We start from the raw sequence: 13,826 nt of genomic DNA, 5'->3' as shown, positions 1-13,826 counted from the left end.
ACCCAGCGAACGCCGAACGCCTGACCGGCCGCAATACCCCAACGTCACACCATCGAGCGATCACAAGCCGGACAGAAGGTCACGTTCCGCACTCTGAGAGGCCGGTCGAGCGGGCGCACGCGATTGCCGCGGCAGTGTCGGTATGATTCTGAGGCGCCCCTCGAATTCTCCTTTGGGTCCTGGCACATTGCACCCGCCGATGCATGGCCGCAGGGCTGTCCAGCGGATCAAGTCGCAGAAAAACAGCAGCAACAGATCAGTGCAGGTGAGCAGTAGCGGGGCGGCGAGGTTGGCCTCGGCCGATCGCCCGGTCGCCGCACCCCGGCCCATCCGCGAGCATGGCGAGGCCAGTTGCTACCAATGACCGGGCAGGCGGACTGACCAGCGCCGTCCCTCACTGGTCGTCATGGCCGTGGGAAGTGCTGAAGGAAGACAAGGAATACCAGGAGTGTCCTTCCAGCAGCGGGGAGGCACGTCCTCGGTGCGGCAGCGACCGGGGCGATGCTCAGGGCGCCGCCAGCGCTTCTCGCAGGGCCAGTTCTGCGTCGTGCCCGTAGATCCACCCGTTGTGCGCGAAGGGGTCCGCGTTTGCGAACGACGCGTCCCTGGCCTGCTGGGCGGGCCCGTCGGGCAGGTGGTTGCTCTCCGCCCTGCCCCGGCTCATCTCTTGCACCCGGGTAGCGCGGGGGCGGCGGATGTCCTCGTAGCGGAGCAGCGCGGCCGCTGGGTCTTCCGGTTGGTCGGCGAGGCAGCCTGCCAGGACGGCGGCGTCTTCCATCGCCTGCGCCGCTCCCTGCGCGAAGAAGGGGAACATCGGGTGCGCCGCATCGCCCAGCAACGCGACGGGCCCGTTCGTCCAGCGGGGCAGCGGGTCCCGGTCGAGCAGCGCCCATCGCCCCGTACGCTCCGCGGCCGACAGCAGCGCCCCCAGGTCGTCGGACCACCTGGCGAACTCGGCGCGAAGGTCCTCGATCCGTCCCTCGGCCGACCAGGATTCCGTCGTCCAGTCGTGCGCCGGCCCGAACGCGACGATGTTGATCTGTGCGCCCGCGGAGATCGGGTAGTGGACCAGGTGGCGGTCGGGGCCGAGCCACAGCGTATGGACCGGGCGGCGCGCGAACGCCGGCGCGCTCTCCGCCGGTACGAGGCATCGCCAGGCACATATGCCCGAAAACCGCGGCGAACCCGCTTCGGCCACGAAGCGTCCCACGGTCGTGTGCACGCCGTCGGCGCCGACGACGACGTCGGCGACCTCCCGTGATCCATCGGTGAAGGTCAGCTCGACGCCTTCGTCCAGTCGGTGGAGGTCGGCGAGCCGCATCCCTAGGCGCAGCGATGGCTCGGGGACCGCTGCCCGCACCGCAGCGAGGAGATCGGCGCGGTGCACGACATAGCTCTGCTCGCCGAAGCGCCGCTCGCATTCCTCGCCGAGGTCCTGGGAGAACAGCACGCGCCCATCCTCCCAACGCCGGAACTCCCACCCGGTCTGCAGACGCACCGCGCGTTCTTGAAGGCGGTCCAGCCGGCCGAGGCTGCGCAGCAGTCGCACAGCGTTGGGGGAGACGACGAGGCCGGCACCGACCTCGGTCAGGGCGGGCGCCTGCTCGTACACGGTCGCCTCGATCCCGGCGCGGTGCAGGAACGCCGCGGTGGCCAGACCGCCGATACCGCCGCCGACCACGGCCACACGCAGGCCGGGCGCGTATCTCTTGTCCTGGCTGCTCATTCACTGACTCCTGTCGGTCGAAGCAATGCCTGCCCCTGCGGCGTGCGCGGGAGCGAGCACGATGTCGAAGCGGACGCTGGACCATGCAACGCCTGCCAGATCGCGTCCGTCGGGGGTGGGTGTGCCCGTGGGGTGCTCCACGAAGTCGTGGATGAGCGGGTCCTTGACACCGAACACGGCGTCGCTGGTGAGGAGTTCGTCGCCGCGGACGAAGATGTGGGTGATCAGGGTTCGCTTGCCGTCGGCCCGGACATCGAAGTGCAGGTGCGAGGCGCGCATGGGGGAACGGCCGACGGCGGCGAGCAGCGCGCCGACGGGGCCGTCGTGCGGGATCGGGTAGGGGGTCGGGGTGATCGCCCAGAACCGGTAGTCGCCGTTCTCGTCGGCGAACAGGTGGCCGCGCGCCGCCATGCGGTCGCCGTCGTACTGCACGTCGTAGAAACCGTCCTCGTCGGCTTCCCACACCTCGATGCGGGCACTTGGCATCGGTTTCCCGTCGGTGCCGGTGACCGTGCCCTCGACCCAGCACGGCTGCCCGGCGGCACCGAAGGCGATGTCCCCGCCCAGCGGGATCTCGGCTGAGCCCTCGACGTAGAACGGGCCGAGCACGGTCGCCTCGGTCGCGTTCGCGTACGCCTCGTTGTTGATCGCGATCGTCTGCATGGACGCCCCGAGCACGTCCGACAGGAGGATGAACTCCTGCCGCTTGTCGTCGGTGATGTGCCCGGCCGCGGTGAGGAACTCGATCGCGGACGCCCACTCCTCCTCGGTCAGACGCACCTCGCGCAGGAACGCGTGCAGGTGCCGGGTCAGCGCCTGCATCAGCTGCTTCAGCCGCGGGTCCTGCGAGGTCTCGAACGAGGCCACGACCTTCTCCATCAGGGCCTGCTCACGCTCCTGCTGCTCAGCAGCCACCTGCGTGCCGGCCTCGCCGCTCTGCTCACTCATCGTCAGTCCTCCTTGCCATCGGTCATCGTGCTCGGGTCCTCCCCCGCCCAGGCCGAACGCAGCAGACGCTGGAGATCGCCGGCTGTCACCGGACGCGGATTGCTGTCCGGCACCACGTCCAGGACCGCCTGCACGACGTCGTCAACATCGGCCTCTTCCAACCCGTAGTCGCGCAGCGCCTTGGGCGCGTCCACGTCATGCCGGAGTCGCTGCAGACCTTCGATCGCCGACCGCGCACCGAATGCGGCCGCGATCCGCTGCTCGGCTTCCGGGGCGGCGGGAGCGTTGAATGCCAGAACGTAGGGCAGCACCACCGCGTGGGTCTGGGCGTGCGGCAGGTCGCACATGCCGCCCAGGACGTGGCAGATCTTGTGATGCAGCCCCGAACCCGCCGACGAGAACGCCACCCCCGACAGGTACGTGCCGTACAACGCTTGCTCGCGGCCCGGAAGTCCGGCCGGGTCGACCACCACTGCGGGCAGTCCTGCCACCAGCGCGCGGATCCCCTCTCCCGCCAACGCCCGGTCGATGGGGTCCACGCGGGGGCCCCACATCGCGTCGACGCAGTGCGCCAGCGCGTTCAGCCCCGACGCGACAGTCATGGGCACCGGCAAGGACACCGTCAGCGTCGCGTCGTACACGACGGAGCGCGGCAGGACCCGTGCGTCCACTCCCGTTGTCTTGCGCGCGCGCTCGGTCAGACCCCACACACTCGTGGCCTCCGAGCCCGCGTACGTGGTGGGAACGGCCACAATGGGCACGTCCGCGGTCAACGCGATCGCCTTCGCCAAGCCAGTGGTGGAACCGCCACCGACGCTGACCAGGCAGTCCACCTCGTGTCCGGCCGCGGCGGCGCGCGCACGCTCGGCCACCTCCACGGGAATGTGCATCACCACCTCACTCCACCGCAGCACGACCGGCAGGTCGGCGGTGACCTTCTGCGCTAGCTCCGTCTCCGCGGCTGCCGCGATCACCATCACCCGCGAAGCGCCGAGCCTCTCCACCTCGGCCCGTACCGTCGCCGCCGCCTCACCCAAGGCGAAACACACCCGTTGGGGCAGGGTCTCGTGCTCGAAGCGCATGTCTGCCGAGTCGGCGTCATGGCCGCCCCGGACTTGCGACGTCCCGGTCATGTGCATGCCCGGACTCCTTTCATCGGTAAGCGGGATCGGGCGACGTCCCTGGCGAGCGGCAGCCGCGACTCCCGCTGTCCGGCCATGGGCCGCGTCCGGCTCGGCATCGCGAAGGACTGCTCGTACCCATCCGGCGCCCTGGCGGTCGGCAGGATCCACCATGACGTCCACGTCCGCGAAGGAGGCAGTCGACTCCGTCCGAAGAGTCTGCTCCCGCTCGCCGCCTACGCCTCGCCCATCCCGAGAGGGCCACAGGGCCCTGGGAGAGAGATTCGGGGACCGTCCCCACGACGGTCAGTACGATGTCCGGTGAATGGACATCTTCCTGCGCGCAAGCACGTCCGCGGGCCGGAGAAGGGGCGGGCGGGAACCCCGTCACCGCGATGAGAGGAGTCGAAAACGGCCAACAGCAGCGACCGTGGCCGCACGGTCACCTCCCGGGCCCTGGCGATCCTGGGCGCGTTCACGCCGGCACGCCCGGAGCTGACACTCGCCCAGCTGTGCCGGCTCACCGGCCTCCGCCACGCCACCGCCCACCGGCTGGTCGGTGAGCTGATGGCGTGGGGAGCACTGGAACGCATCCCGACCGGCGCCTATGTCATCGGCCTGCGTCTGTGGGAGCTGGGTACGCTTAACCCCCGGGGGCTGCCGCTGCGCGTCCGGGCGATGCCCGTCATGGAAGACCTGCATGCCGCCACGCAGCAGCACGTGCAGCTGGCCGTCCTCGATGGCACCGATGCCCTCGTCGTCGAGCGGATCTCCGCGACAGGAGCGGTTCCAGTGGTCGCCGGAGTCGGCGGACGGCTGCCCCTGCACGCATCCGCCGTCGGCCAGGTGCTGCTGGCCCACGCCGGCGAGGGGCTGTTCACCGAGGTCGCACGGGACGGCCTGGCAGGCGTAACGCCCAGGACCATCACCGACCCTGCCGCAATGCGTGTGGCGTTGGCGGAATGCCGGCGGACCGGCGTCGCAATCGTGCGCGAGGAGATGAGCCCGGAGGCCTACTCGGTGGCGGCGCCGGTCACCGACCCGAAAGGCCACGTGGTCGCGGCTCTGTCCGTGGTGGGCGCCGACGCCCGAACCCATCTACTCGTGCCCGCGGTCGTGATGGCCGGCCGCGGCATCTCCCGGGGCCTGGGGTCCGGATCCGAGATGTGAGGTGCTCGCCGCCGTACGCGGGCGGCGTTCCGAGGCCCGAGGGCGTCCGAGGCCAGTCCCGCTCCGGTTCGGTTCGGTTCGGTTCGACATGATCAGCCGCAGTCGCATGCCGTGTGCGGCACGGCGGACGGGGTGGCACCGCCTGTGGACTGGCCGGCCCACGACGGCCGGAGGCGTTCATCAGCGACCGGCGACCGTGACGGATTCACCGGGACTCGTGGCGAGTCGAGGCGCTCGTAGAACCCCAGGCGTGGACGATACGGTCGCCCGGGACGGTCAGAACTGATACCAGGTGGGCGATCTCGCCCTCCGGGACGATGAAGTAGTCCGCGGACAGCACCGCGAGGTCGGCGGAGCTTCCGCGCTCCAGCGATCCCTTCTCGTTCTCCTCACCGGTGAGCCACGCACCGCCCACCGTGCAGTGGCGCAACGCCTCCATCCGGCCGAGGCGACCGGCCTTGCCCAGGACTGGCATGCCGCCGACGGTTCTGCCGGTGACCATCCAGCGCAGCGATATCCATGGGTTGCAGTTGGACAGGCGGGTGCCGTCGGTCCCGGCGCCGACCGGTATCCCCGGCTCCGGCATCCGCTTGACCGGCCGGGCGTTTGCCAGCCTTGTCGGGGCCGTATCGGTTGACGCAGCACTCGCCCTGGAAGGCGAGTCGGTCCTGGACCGAGATACCGTCGTGCAGGTTCGCGCCCCGTGCGATGTTGCGGTCTCTGATGGTCTCGGCGTGGTCGTGGAACCAACGCAGCCCGTCGAACGGGATTTCCTTGTTGACCTGCTCCAGCAGGGGAGGGGTTCGGAGAGGTTGCCGGTGTCGAAGGCGGAGGCGGAGGCGGAGGCGGCGAGGATCCCACCCATACCGCAGATGCGGAAGTACTCGTCGCCGCCCGGAGCGAGATGTCCTCGATCCAGCCGGAGATGTCGGATAGTTCCTATCCGGCGCGCGGGCCTCGCGGTGCAGGTCCCGCGCCCCGGTGGCGTTGAGCGCGCAGTCTGTCCACCCGGCTGTGCACCGGCGTCGTGCAAGGCGGCCGAAGCGGGGTCCGGTGCGAGGACGGCGGCACCAGCCGTGGCGGTCGCGGTGAGCAGGGTACGGGGCTTTGGATACGGAAGGTTCCAGAGCCGACCGTCGTCAGGGGTCGTGTTCAACAACAAATGTGCATGCAGTTTGACTGATTGCAAGAGTTGCGTCCTGACTGAACGAAGCTGAACGCTTTAACCGTGGCCTTGCCATCGCAATGAAGCTCCATAGTCAAGCTGCAACCACAGGCCGACACCCGATTACGCCACCGCCAACAGCCTGTGGCCTCCGCGAACCGTGCCGCAGGCGCACCTCGCACCCGCGAGTCGCACGCGCCGGCCGGCACCGCCAGGAGCAGTCGACACAGCCGAAGCCAAGGTGCACGAAACAGAGGTACTCGTCAGGTTTCCGGAACCTGGCATCCAGGTTCCCTGTACGCAACCCTTTACAGGGCCGCCACAGTGTGCACACTTAGCGGTGCGAGGTCAGTCACCGACGATGTGGCCGAGAACATCGCCGGCGGTCGTGGCCCGGAGTCCTTCGAAGGGACACAGCATGAGCGAGGAGAGCCGCCGTCCTCGCGCGAGCCAAGGCGCCCAGTTGCCCTGGCGGCCTGCAGGCATAAGTCACACCCTCTGATCCAGACGGGCATGCCTTCAGCCTCCGCATGCACGCCCTGGGGCGCACCGGTCGGCGACCAACAAAAGACTTCCCACACACCGCACAAGGCAAAGAACTTTTCACCGAACAACGAAGTTATGTGAGAGGAATTCACATGCACGAAGTAGGTCGTAGAGGAAGCCGGGGCAGCGCCACCTGGCCTCCGGTGACACTGCTGGTACTTGCCATCTGTGGAATCACGGTCATTTCTGACGGGTATGACGTGGTCATCTACGGCGCGGTGATTCCGTCCCTTCTCCACGAACCCGGGTGGGGCCTGACTCCCGCTGGTGCCGGTCTGATCGGTTCCATCGGCCTGGTCGGGATGCTTGTAGGAGCTACGACCTTCGGCACGCTCACCGACACACTGGGCCGGCGCAGGATGCTGATCGCCTGTCTGTGCTGGTTCTCGGTGATGACAGCCCTGTGCGCGACGGCCACCTCTCCGCAGGTCTTCGGCCTCTTCCGGTTCCTCGCCGGCCTCGGTCTCGGCGGCGTGCTGCCGATTGCCAGCGCACTCGTCGGCGAGTACTCGCATCCCAAAACGCGCAACCTGGTCTTCGCGATCCTCTTCAGTGGCTTTCCCATAGGCGGCATCATCGCCGCTCTCACCGGAATCTTCGCGATTCCACGGTTCGGTTGGCAGGCGATGTTCCTGTTCGCCGTCCTCCCGCTCGTCCTGGTCGTTCCGCTGGCCCTCAAGTTCCTGCCCGAGTCGATCGCGTTCCTCCGCACAAAGGGGCGGCATGCCGAGGCGGAGAAGATGGCCGACCGCTGGAACATCACCACGGACGATGCGCAGAACGTCGCACCGGCATCGGAGTCGCACCAGTCCGGAACCGGCTCAGGCAGCACGTCGTCGGTGAAGGCTCTCTTCTCCCGTAGCTACATCGTGGCAACCCTGTGCTTCCTGGCGATGACCTGCCTGTGCCTGTTCATGATCTACGGATACAACACCTGGCTCCCGGAGCTCATGCGACGGGCCGGCTTCTCCGCGGGCTCTGCGCTCGGCTTCCTTCTGGTGTTCAACATCGGAGCCGTCGTCGGCACACTCGTCCTCTCGTTGGCAGCCGACCGACTCGGCTCCAAGCCGATCATCACCGTGACATTTCTCGTGTCCAGCGTGGCCGTGACAGTGCTCAGCCTGCGGCTGCCCACGGTGCTGCTGTACGCAGCCGTCGCGCTGGGCGGTGCCGGGGTGAATGCCACGCAGACGTTCATCCTCGCCAACGTCTCCAAGCACTATCCGGTACGCATGGGCGCCACGGCGCTGGGCTGGACGCTGGGCTTCGGCCGCGTCGGCTCGATGCTCGCCCCGCCGCTGCTGGGGCTCATCATCGGGGCCGGGCTGGCATACCAGTGGAACTTCTACGCACTGGCCGTACCCGGCGTCATCGGCGCCCTACTGATCGGGCTGGTTCCCCGCTCACCGGGAGCGGAAGCTCCGGCAGGTCGTGCGGGCATGCGTCCCCTCGCGGAGCATACCTGAGCCACGCACCGAGGTGACGCCCGCGCCGCCGCTTGCTGATCCTTGGCACCAACAGGGCACCGAAGGCAGGCTCCCTGGTCGGGTGAAGCTTTTGATGGACCGTGCATGAGGGCAGGGCCTCCTGGTAGCTCGGGTTGCGAAACGAACCGAGTACCTGAAGGCCCTGTTGCCCTGTTCTACGCTCTCGATGTGCCACTGACGATCACCGGTTACGCCTGGGTCGTGGTCTTCTGCTTGAGGCGTTCGTAGGGGGTCTGGCCGCCGAGGCCGCCGTGTGGGCGATGGTAGTTGTAGTAGTCCTCCCACTCGCGCAGTTTGTCGTTGAAGACCTCGGCGTCGATGCGGTGGGAGCGTTCGACCTTGCCGTTCAGACGTGGGGTGCGGGGCTTGATGTAGGTGTGGGCGATGCCTTTGTCGAGGACGTGCCCGTGGAAGGCGGACTGGAATTCAGCGCCGTTGTCGGTCTGGATGACCTCGACCTGGAACGGCAGGCGCTGGATGACGTAGTCGAGGAACTGGATGGCGGTGGCCTGGTTCAGCTGCGGGTAGATCCGCAGGACGCGCAGCCGTGTGCAGTCGTCGATGGCGGTGAACTGGAAGTACTTGTTGCGGCCGCCGCGGCGCCCTGGTGGCATCGAGGCGAAGGGCTCGATGAACTTCACGTCGATCTGGACCCGGTGCCCGGGCAGCTGCTTCTCGTAGCGCTTCCACCGGCGGTCGTGGCCCTTGTAGCGCTGCGAGGCCGGCAGGCGGCCCATGTCCAGGCGGTTGAGGATGCGCCAGACGCCGGACTTGCTGATGGTGACGTCGTGGTACCGCTTGAGGTACATGGCGATCTTCTCGGGGCCGAAGTGGTAGTTCTGCCGCAGGTAGATAATCTTCCCGACCACCTCGACGTGGGTCGCGTTCGGGCAGGTCTTCGGCGCCTTGGAGCGGGTGCGCAGGCCCTCGACGCCTTCGGCCTGGTAGCGGCGGTACCAGATGTAGTACGCCTGCCGGCTGATCCCGAAGTGCCGGCACGACATAGCGACGTACCCGGTGACCTCTTCGACGTGGCGTATGACGGCCAGGCGCCGCTTGGCCTCACGGTGAAGCGGCGGGGTGGTGGGGGTGGACTTCGGCATGTGGATCTCCGTAGTGATCGGAGACCCAGGTGTCAATGATGATCCGCAGTTCTATACCGACATACGCGCTGCCGCCATCGGAAGTCCGATCGGCTGCCCGGTCGTGTGGCTTCGCCGCGTACGTGTACGCGAATGCAGGGGGCGGGCTGGCGTGTGTGTGCAGGTATCCAAGCGGCCCCGAGTCGCGGCACTGCTCAGTGCCTCACGCTCACGTATTTCTCGATGACCGCTGCGACCTGTTCCGCTGCTGCTGAATTCCGGCCCGCTCGGCGCGCCAGTCCCAGGTCGACGGTTTCGGTCTCGATGAGCGGCAGGTAGGTCACTCCGTCGACGCGGAGACTCTGTACCGACTCCGGGACCAGGGCGACGCCGTGACCTGCGGCAACGAACACGACGAGAGTTGCGGTCTCACCGACCTCGACCAGAGCGGAGGGTTCGAAGCCTGCACGGGCGCAAGCTGCGAGGACCCGGCCGTGCATGGAGGAACGGTCGCGGGACGGGTGGACGACGATCGGCTCGTTGGCGAGTGCCCCGAGAGGGATCTCGCGGTGGCCGGCCAGCGGATGTCCGGTGGGTAGGACGGCCACCAGCCGTTCGGACCGGAGGGTGGTGACCTCGACGGTGGCGTCCACCGGAGTGTCGGTTCGCAACAGGGCGAGGTCGTAGGTGCCTGCGAGCAGGCCTTCGACCAGTTCGGGATTGAGCAGCTCACCGCGCAGTTCCAGGGACACACCCGGCAGTTGCGCCCGCACCGTACGGGCAACTGTGGCAGGACGTCGTATGTGGCGGTTCCGACGAACCCGATGGACACACGTCCGGCCCGGCCGGCGGCAAGCAGTGCCATCTGCTCCTCCGCCCGCTCCACCTCGGCCAGGATCGACCGCGCGTAGGTGACCAGATGGCGGCCTGCTTCGGTGAGCTCCACGCGCCGTGTGGAGCGGTTGAAGAGCGTCGTCCCGAGCTCTCGCTCCAGCTGCTTGAGCTGCTGCGAAAGGGCCGACTGGGCCACGTGCAGGCGCTGGGCGGCGCGGCCGAAGTGGCATTCCTCGACGAGAGCGAGGAAGTAACGGACATGCCGGAGTTCCATGACCGCATCTTATCTGCGTCCCTGATTAATCAAGCAGAACTGGATATTGGACGAGATCAATCCCGGAACCTACGTTGAGTCCCATGGTTGCCAGCTTCGTTTACACAGCAGTGAGAACGGCCTTCGGGCGGTTCGGTGGAGCGCTCGCCGAGCTCCGGCCCGACGACCTCGCCGCCGTCGCCCTCTCAGGAGCCCTGGCCAAGGCGCCGTCCTTCGACCCCGCCCTGATCGGCGACGTGGTCTGGGGCAACGCCAACGGCGCGGGCGAGGACAACCGGAACGTCGGCCGGATGGCGGTCCTCCTGGCGGGTCTGCCGATGTCGGTGCCGGCCACGACCGTCAACCGGCTCTGCGGCTCCTCGCTCGACGCGGCGATCATCGGCTCGCGCGCCGTCGAGAGCGGTGACGCCGACATCGTCCTCACCGGCGGGGTGGAGTCGATGACGCGCGCGCCGTGGGTCCTGCCGAAGCCGTCACGCGCCTTCCCCGCCGGCAACGTGACCGCCGTGTCGACCACCCTGGGGTGGCGGCTGGTCAACGAACGCATGCCGAAGGAGTGGACCGTCTCCCTGGGCGAGGCGAACGAGCAGCTGGCCGAGCGGTTCGCCATCACCCGGGAACGGCAGGACGAGTTCGCCGCCCGCTCGCACCATCTCGCGGACGATGCCTGGAACTCGGGTTTCTACGACGACCTGGTGGTTCCCGTCGTGCTGGACGGCGAAGTCCGTCTCTCCCGCGACGAGGGCATCCGGCCCGGATCCACGCCGCAGAAGCTGGCCGGCCTCAAGCCGGCGTTCCGCCCCGACGGCGTCATCACCGCCGGCAATGCCTCGCCATTGAACGACGGTGCGTCTGCCGTGCTGATCGGCTCTCAGGAGGCGTCGTCGCGCATCGGCCTCGCGCCGCAGGCTCGCATAGCGGGCCGGGGGGTGTCGGCACTTGAGCCGCAGATGTTCGGGTTCGCGCCGGTCGAGGCAGCCGAGCGGGCGCTGAAACGGGCGGGGATCTCTTGGTCGGACGTGTCGGCGGTGGAACTCAACGAGGCCTTCGCCGTTCAGTCGTTGGCCTGCGTGGACGCCTGGAAGATCGATCCGGCCATCGTGAACACCAAGGGCGGTGCGATCGCGATCGGCCATCCGCTCGGCGCCTCCGGCGGCCGGATCCTGGGCACCCTCGCCGCGCGGCTGCGCGCGTCGGGGCAGCGGTGGGGCGTCGCCGCGATCTGTATCGGTGTCGGACAGGCCCTGGCGGTCGTCCTGGAGAACGTTGCGGAGCAGGCCCGATGACTGTTCAGGTGTGTGCGGATGCCGATGAGGCGGTGGCCGGGATCAGGGACGGCTCGACCGTGCTGGTCGGAGGCTTCGGCATGGCCGGCATGCCGGTCGAGTTGATCGACGCGCTCATCCGGCAGGGCGCGAGCGATCTGACAGTGGTGTCGAACAACGCCGGCAACGGGGACACGGGGCTGGCCGCGCTGCTGGCCAAAGGCCGGGTGCGCAGGATCGTGTGCTCCTTCCCCCGCCAGTCCGACTCCTGGGTCTTCGACCGGCTCTACCGCGAGGGATTGATCGAGCTCGAGGTGGTGCCACAGGGCACCCTCGCCGAGCGGATGCGCGCTGCCGGTGCCGGCATCGGCGCGTTCTTCTCGCCCACGGGCGTCGGTACACCCCTGGCGGAGGGGAAGGAGACCCGCGAGATATGCGGCCGCACCTACGTCCTGGAGTACCCGATCAAGGGCGATGTGGCGCTGATCGGCGCCCACAGGGCCGACCGGATGGGCAACCTCGTCTACCGCAAGACCGCACGCAACTTCGGACCGGTCATGGCCACTGCCGCTGCCACGGTCGTGGCCCAGGTCCGCGAAATCGTCGAGATCGGTGCAATCGACCCGGAGGCCGTCGTGACGCCGAGCATCTACGTCGACCGCGTAGTGCAGGCGGGGGTGCCCGCATGAACGCGTCTGCCTCGCTGGTGGAGAACCTCGACCAGGGGCCGCTGGGCAAGGACGAGATGGCCGCCCTGGTGGCGCGCGACATCCCGCACGGCTCCTACGTCAACCTCGGTATCGGCCAGCCGACGCTGGTCGCCGACCACCTCCCCGAGGGATCGGGGGTGGTGCTGCACACCGAGAACGGCATGCTCAACATGGGCCCCGCAGCCACGCCCGGTCACGTGGATCCCGATCTCACCAACGCGGGGAAGATCCCGGTCACCGAGCTACCAGGAGCGGCCTACTTCCATCACGCCGACTCCTTCGCGATGATGCGCGGCGGCCACCTCGACATCTGCGTGCTCGGCGCCTTCCAGGTCTCGGCCGTCGGCGACCTGGCCAACTGGCACACCGGCGCGCGCGACGCGATCCCTGCCGTCGGGGGTGCGATGGACCTCGCGATCGGCGCCAAAAAGGTGTTCGTCATGATGACTCTCTTCGCGAAGGACGGCTCGCCCAAACTGGTGCAGGAATGCGGTTACCCGCTGACCGGGCTGGGATGCGTCGACCGCGTCTACACTGACCTGGCGACATTCCGCGTCGGCCCCGAAGGCGTCACCGTCCTCGAAACCTTCGGTATCACCTACAACGACCTCGCGGCGCGCCTTGACCTACCTCTCGCCACGACGAACTGAGCCAGGAGGGACCGGCCACCCGTCGTCACAGACCCCGGCTGATGTCCCGCGCGACCGCGAGCAGCGGCTGCGCCAGTGACGTCAGCCGGGCGCGGGGGCAGCGGGAGGACGGGGCCGCCACGGCGACGGCGGCGACGGCGGCGCCCGACCGGTCGCGGACGCACGCACCGACGGCGTTCACGCCGCGCTCGCTCCCCTGGAGGTTGATCGCGTACCCATTGCGTCGGACGGCCGCCAGTTCGGTGGCTAGGCGCTGGAAGCCCCCGGTTCCCTTCGCTCCGTGGCCGGGGAGCCCATTGGGGTAGAGGGACCGGAGCCGGTCCGGCGGCAGTTCCGCGAGCAGCGCCTTGCCGCCCGAGGTCACATGTGCGGGCAGGAGTGTTCCGATCCGGTAGCTGACGCGCAGCGCCTGAGGCCCTTCCACTCCGTCCAGGAACCGGGTCCCGTTGCCCTCCAGAACCATGAGGTGTGTGGTCTCGCGGACGGTGTCCGCCAGCTGTTGCAGGTAGGGGTGGGCGATGGTGGTCAGGTCGGGGGGCGGGGTTGCCTGACTCCCTCTGATCGCCCGTAGAGCCGGCCCGGGCCGGTAGACCTTGTGGCGGTCCTGTTCGGCGTAGCCGTGGAAGACGAGCATCGCCAGGATCCGGTGGGCGGTCGAGCGCGCGACCCCCAGTTGGTCGGCAACATCTGTTACACGCAGCTCATCGCGCTCGTGCAGCAGCGTGACGGCGCGCAGGGCGTTGCCGGCCGCGCTCACCGGATACGAGGGGGCTTGCGACTTCTGCCCGTCAGAATTCTTCACAGCAGAACTCTAGACCTCGAGGATTCCCGCGAGGGGAAACATCGGT

General features: G+C 68.3%; 12 protein-coding genes and 1 pseudogene. 5 read left to right on the top strand and 8 right to left on the bottom strand.

What is annotated here, in order from left to right:
* Positions 1–505: 505 nt before the first annotated feature.
* Genes ABT057_RS46725 through ABT057_RS46715 form a run of 3 tightly spaced genes read right to left on the bottom strand, consistent with a single transcriptional unit; the run spans position 506 to position 3,756 of the window.
* Positions 506–1,726, bottom strand: a complete 1,221-nt coding sequence (locus ABT057_RS46725; RefSeq protein ID WP_352351063.1) for an FAD-dependent monooxygenase — start codon at positions 1,724–1,726, stop codon at positions 506–508.
* The gene (locus tag ABT057_RS46720; RefSeq protein WP_352351061.1) at positions 1,727–2,674 is read right to left on the bottom strand and encodes a hydroxyquinol 1,2-dioxygenase; all 948 of its coding nucleotides are present in this window, start codon (positions 2,672–2,674) and stop codon (positions 1,727–1,729) included.
* A gap of 2 nt (positions 2,675–2,676) precedes the next feature.
* Complete coding sequence (locus ABT057_RS46715) at positions 2,677–3,756, bottom strand: maleylacetate reductase (RefSeq protein ID WP_352351069.1); 1,080 nt, start codon at positions 3,754–3,756, stop codon at positions 2,677–2,679.
* 495 nt (positions 3,757–4,251) lie between these two features.
* On the opposite strand from ABT057_RS46715, the gene ABT057_RS46710 reads away from it, so the two are divergent.
* Positions 4,252–4,965 (top strand): IclR family transcriptional regulator, encoded by a 714-nt coding sequence (locus tag ABT057_RS46710; RefSeq protein WP_352351067.1) that lies wholly within the window; start codon positions 4,252–4,254, stop codon positions 4,963–4,965.
* Positions 4,966–5,170: 205 nt separating this feature from the next.
* On the opposite strand, the gene ABT057_RS46705 is transcribed toward ABT057_RS46710, so the two are convergent.
* Positions 5,171–5,830, bottom strand: coding sequence for an amidohydrolase family protein (locus ABT057_RS46705; RefSeq protein WP_352351065.1), 660 nt, complete (start codon positions 5,828–5,830; stop codon positions 5,171–5,173).
* 989 nt (positions 5,831–6,819) lie between these two features.
* Between ABT057_RS46705 and ABT057_RS46700 the strand changes: the two genes are divergently transcribed.
* On the top strand, positions 6,820–8,142 hold the full coding sequence (locus tag ABT057_RS46700; RefSeq protein ID WP_352351059.1) for an MFS transporter: 1,323 nt from the start codon (positions 6,820–6,822) through the stop codon (positions 8,140–8,142).
* A 209-nt stretch (positions 8,143–8,351) separates the two neighbouring features.
* On the opposite strand, the gene ABT057_RS46695 is transcribed toward ABT057_RS46700, so the two are convergent.
* The 3 genes and pseudogenes from ABT057_RS46695 to ABT057_RS46685 all read right to left on the bottom strand — a co-directional run.
* Positions 8,352–9,266: an IS481 family transposase gene (locus ABT057_RS46695; protein ID WP_352351057.1), complete on the bottom strand. Its 915-nt coding sequence runs from the start codon at positions 9,264–9,266 to the stop codon at positions 8,352–8,354.
* A 194-nt stretch (positions 9,267–9,460) separates the two neighbouring features.
* Positions 9,461–10,018, bottom strand: a complete 558-nt coding sequence (locus tag ABT057_RS46690) for a LysR family substrate-binding domain-containing protein (RefSeq protein WP_352351055.1) — start codon at positions 10,016–10,018, stop codon at positions 9,461–9,463.
* Positions 10,019–10,227: 209 nt separating this feature from the next.
* A pseudogene (locus tag ABT057_RS46685) lies at positions 10,228–10,353 on the bottom strand (LysR family transcriptional regulator); the annotation flags it as partial.
* A gap of 83 nt (positions 10,354–10,436) precedes the next feature.
* On the opposite strand from ABT057_RS46685, the gene ABT057_RS46680 reads away from it, so the two are divergent.
* From ABT057_RS46680 to ABT057_RS46670, 3 genes are read left to right on the top strand one after another with little or no spacing between them, the layout of a single operon-like run.
* Positions 10,437–11,639 carry a thiolase family protein gene (locus ABT057_RS46680; protein ID WP_352351053.1) on the top strand — a complete coding sequence of 401 codons (1,203 nt, stop codon included), beginning with the start codon at positions 10,437–10,439 and terminating at the stop codon, positions 11,637–11,639.
* Positions 11,636–12,307: a 3-oxoacid CoA-transferase subunit A gene (locus ABT057_RS46675; protein WP_352351051.1), complete on the top strand. Its 672-nt coding sequence runs from the start codon at positions 11,636–11,638 to the stop codon at positions 12,305–12,307. The genes ABT057_RS46680 and ABT057_RS46675 overlap by 4 nt, the downstream gene beginning before the upstream one ends.
* The gene (locus ABT057_RS46670) at positions 12,304–12,978 is read left to right on the top strand and encodes a 3-oxoacid CoA-transferase subunit B (protein ID WP_352351049.1); all 675 of its coding nucleotides are present in this window, start codon (positions 12,304–12,306) and stop codon (positions 12,976–12,978) included. Before ABT057_RS46675 ends, ABT057_RS46670 begins: the two co-directional genes overlap by 4 nt.
* Before the next feature lie 25 nt (positions 12,979–13,003).
* Here the strand turns inward: ABT057_RS46670 and ABT057_RS46665 are convergent, their stop codons facing one another.
* The gene (locus ABT057_RS46665) at positions 13,004–13,780 is read right to left on the bottom strand and encodes an IclR family transcriptional regulator (RefSeq protein WP_352351047.1); all 777 of its coding nucleotides are present in this window, start codon (positions 13,778–13,780) and stop codon (positions 13,004–13,006) included.
* Between the last annotated feature and the right edge of the window lie 46 nt (positions 13,781–13,826).

Source organism: Streptomyces sp. NPDC002588 (assembly GCF_040295925.1).
Lineage (GTDB): Bacteria > Actinomycetota > Actinomycetes > Streptomycetales > Streptomycetaceae > Streptomyces.
Note: the sequence above shows the minus strand (reverse complement) of the source record. Positions and strands in the feature narration are given on the sequence as shown.

Bases quoted from the DNA above. Each gene is read 5' to 3' on its own strand.
- ABT057_RS46720 (WP_352351061.1), bottom strand. From the start codon at position 2,674: ATGAGTGAGCAGAGCGGCGAGGCCGGCACGCAGGTGGCTGCTGAGCAG.
- ABT057_RS46705 (WP_352351065.1), bottom strand. From the start codon at position 5,830: ATGGGTGGGATCCTCGCCGCCTCCGCCTCCGCCTCCGCCTTCGACACC.
- ABT057_RS46670 (WP_352351049.1), top strand. From the start codon at position 12,304: ATGAACGCGTCTGCCTCGCTGGTGGAGAACCTCGACCAGGGGCCGCTG.
- ABT057_RS46675 (WP_352351051.1), top strand. From the start codon at position 11,636: ATGACTGTTCAGGTGTGTGCGGATGCCGATGAGGCGGTGGCCGGGATC.
- ABT057_RS46725 (WP_352351063.1), bottom strand. From the start codon at position 1,726: ATGAGCAGCCAGGACAAGAGATACGCGCCCGGCCTGCGTGTGGCCGTG.
- ABT057_RS46695 (WP_352351057.1), bottom strand. From the start codon at position 9,266: ATGCCGAAGTCCACCCCCACCACCCCGCCGCTTCACCGTGAGGCCAAG.
- ABT057_RS46680 (WP_352351053.1), top strand. From the start codon at position 10,437: ATGGTTGCCAGCTTCGTTTACACAGCAGTGAGAACGGCCTTCGGGCGG.
- ABT057_RS46715 (WP_352351069.1), bottom strand. From the start codon at position 3,756: ATGCGCTTCGAGCACGAGACCCTGCCCCAACGGGTGTGTTTCGCCTTG.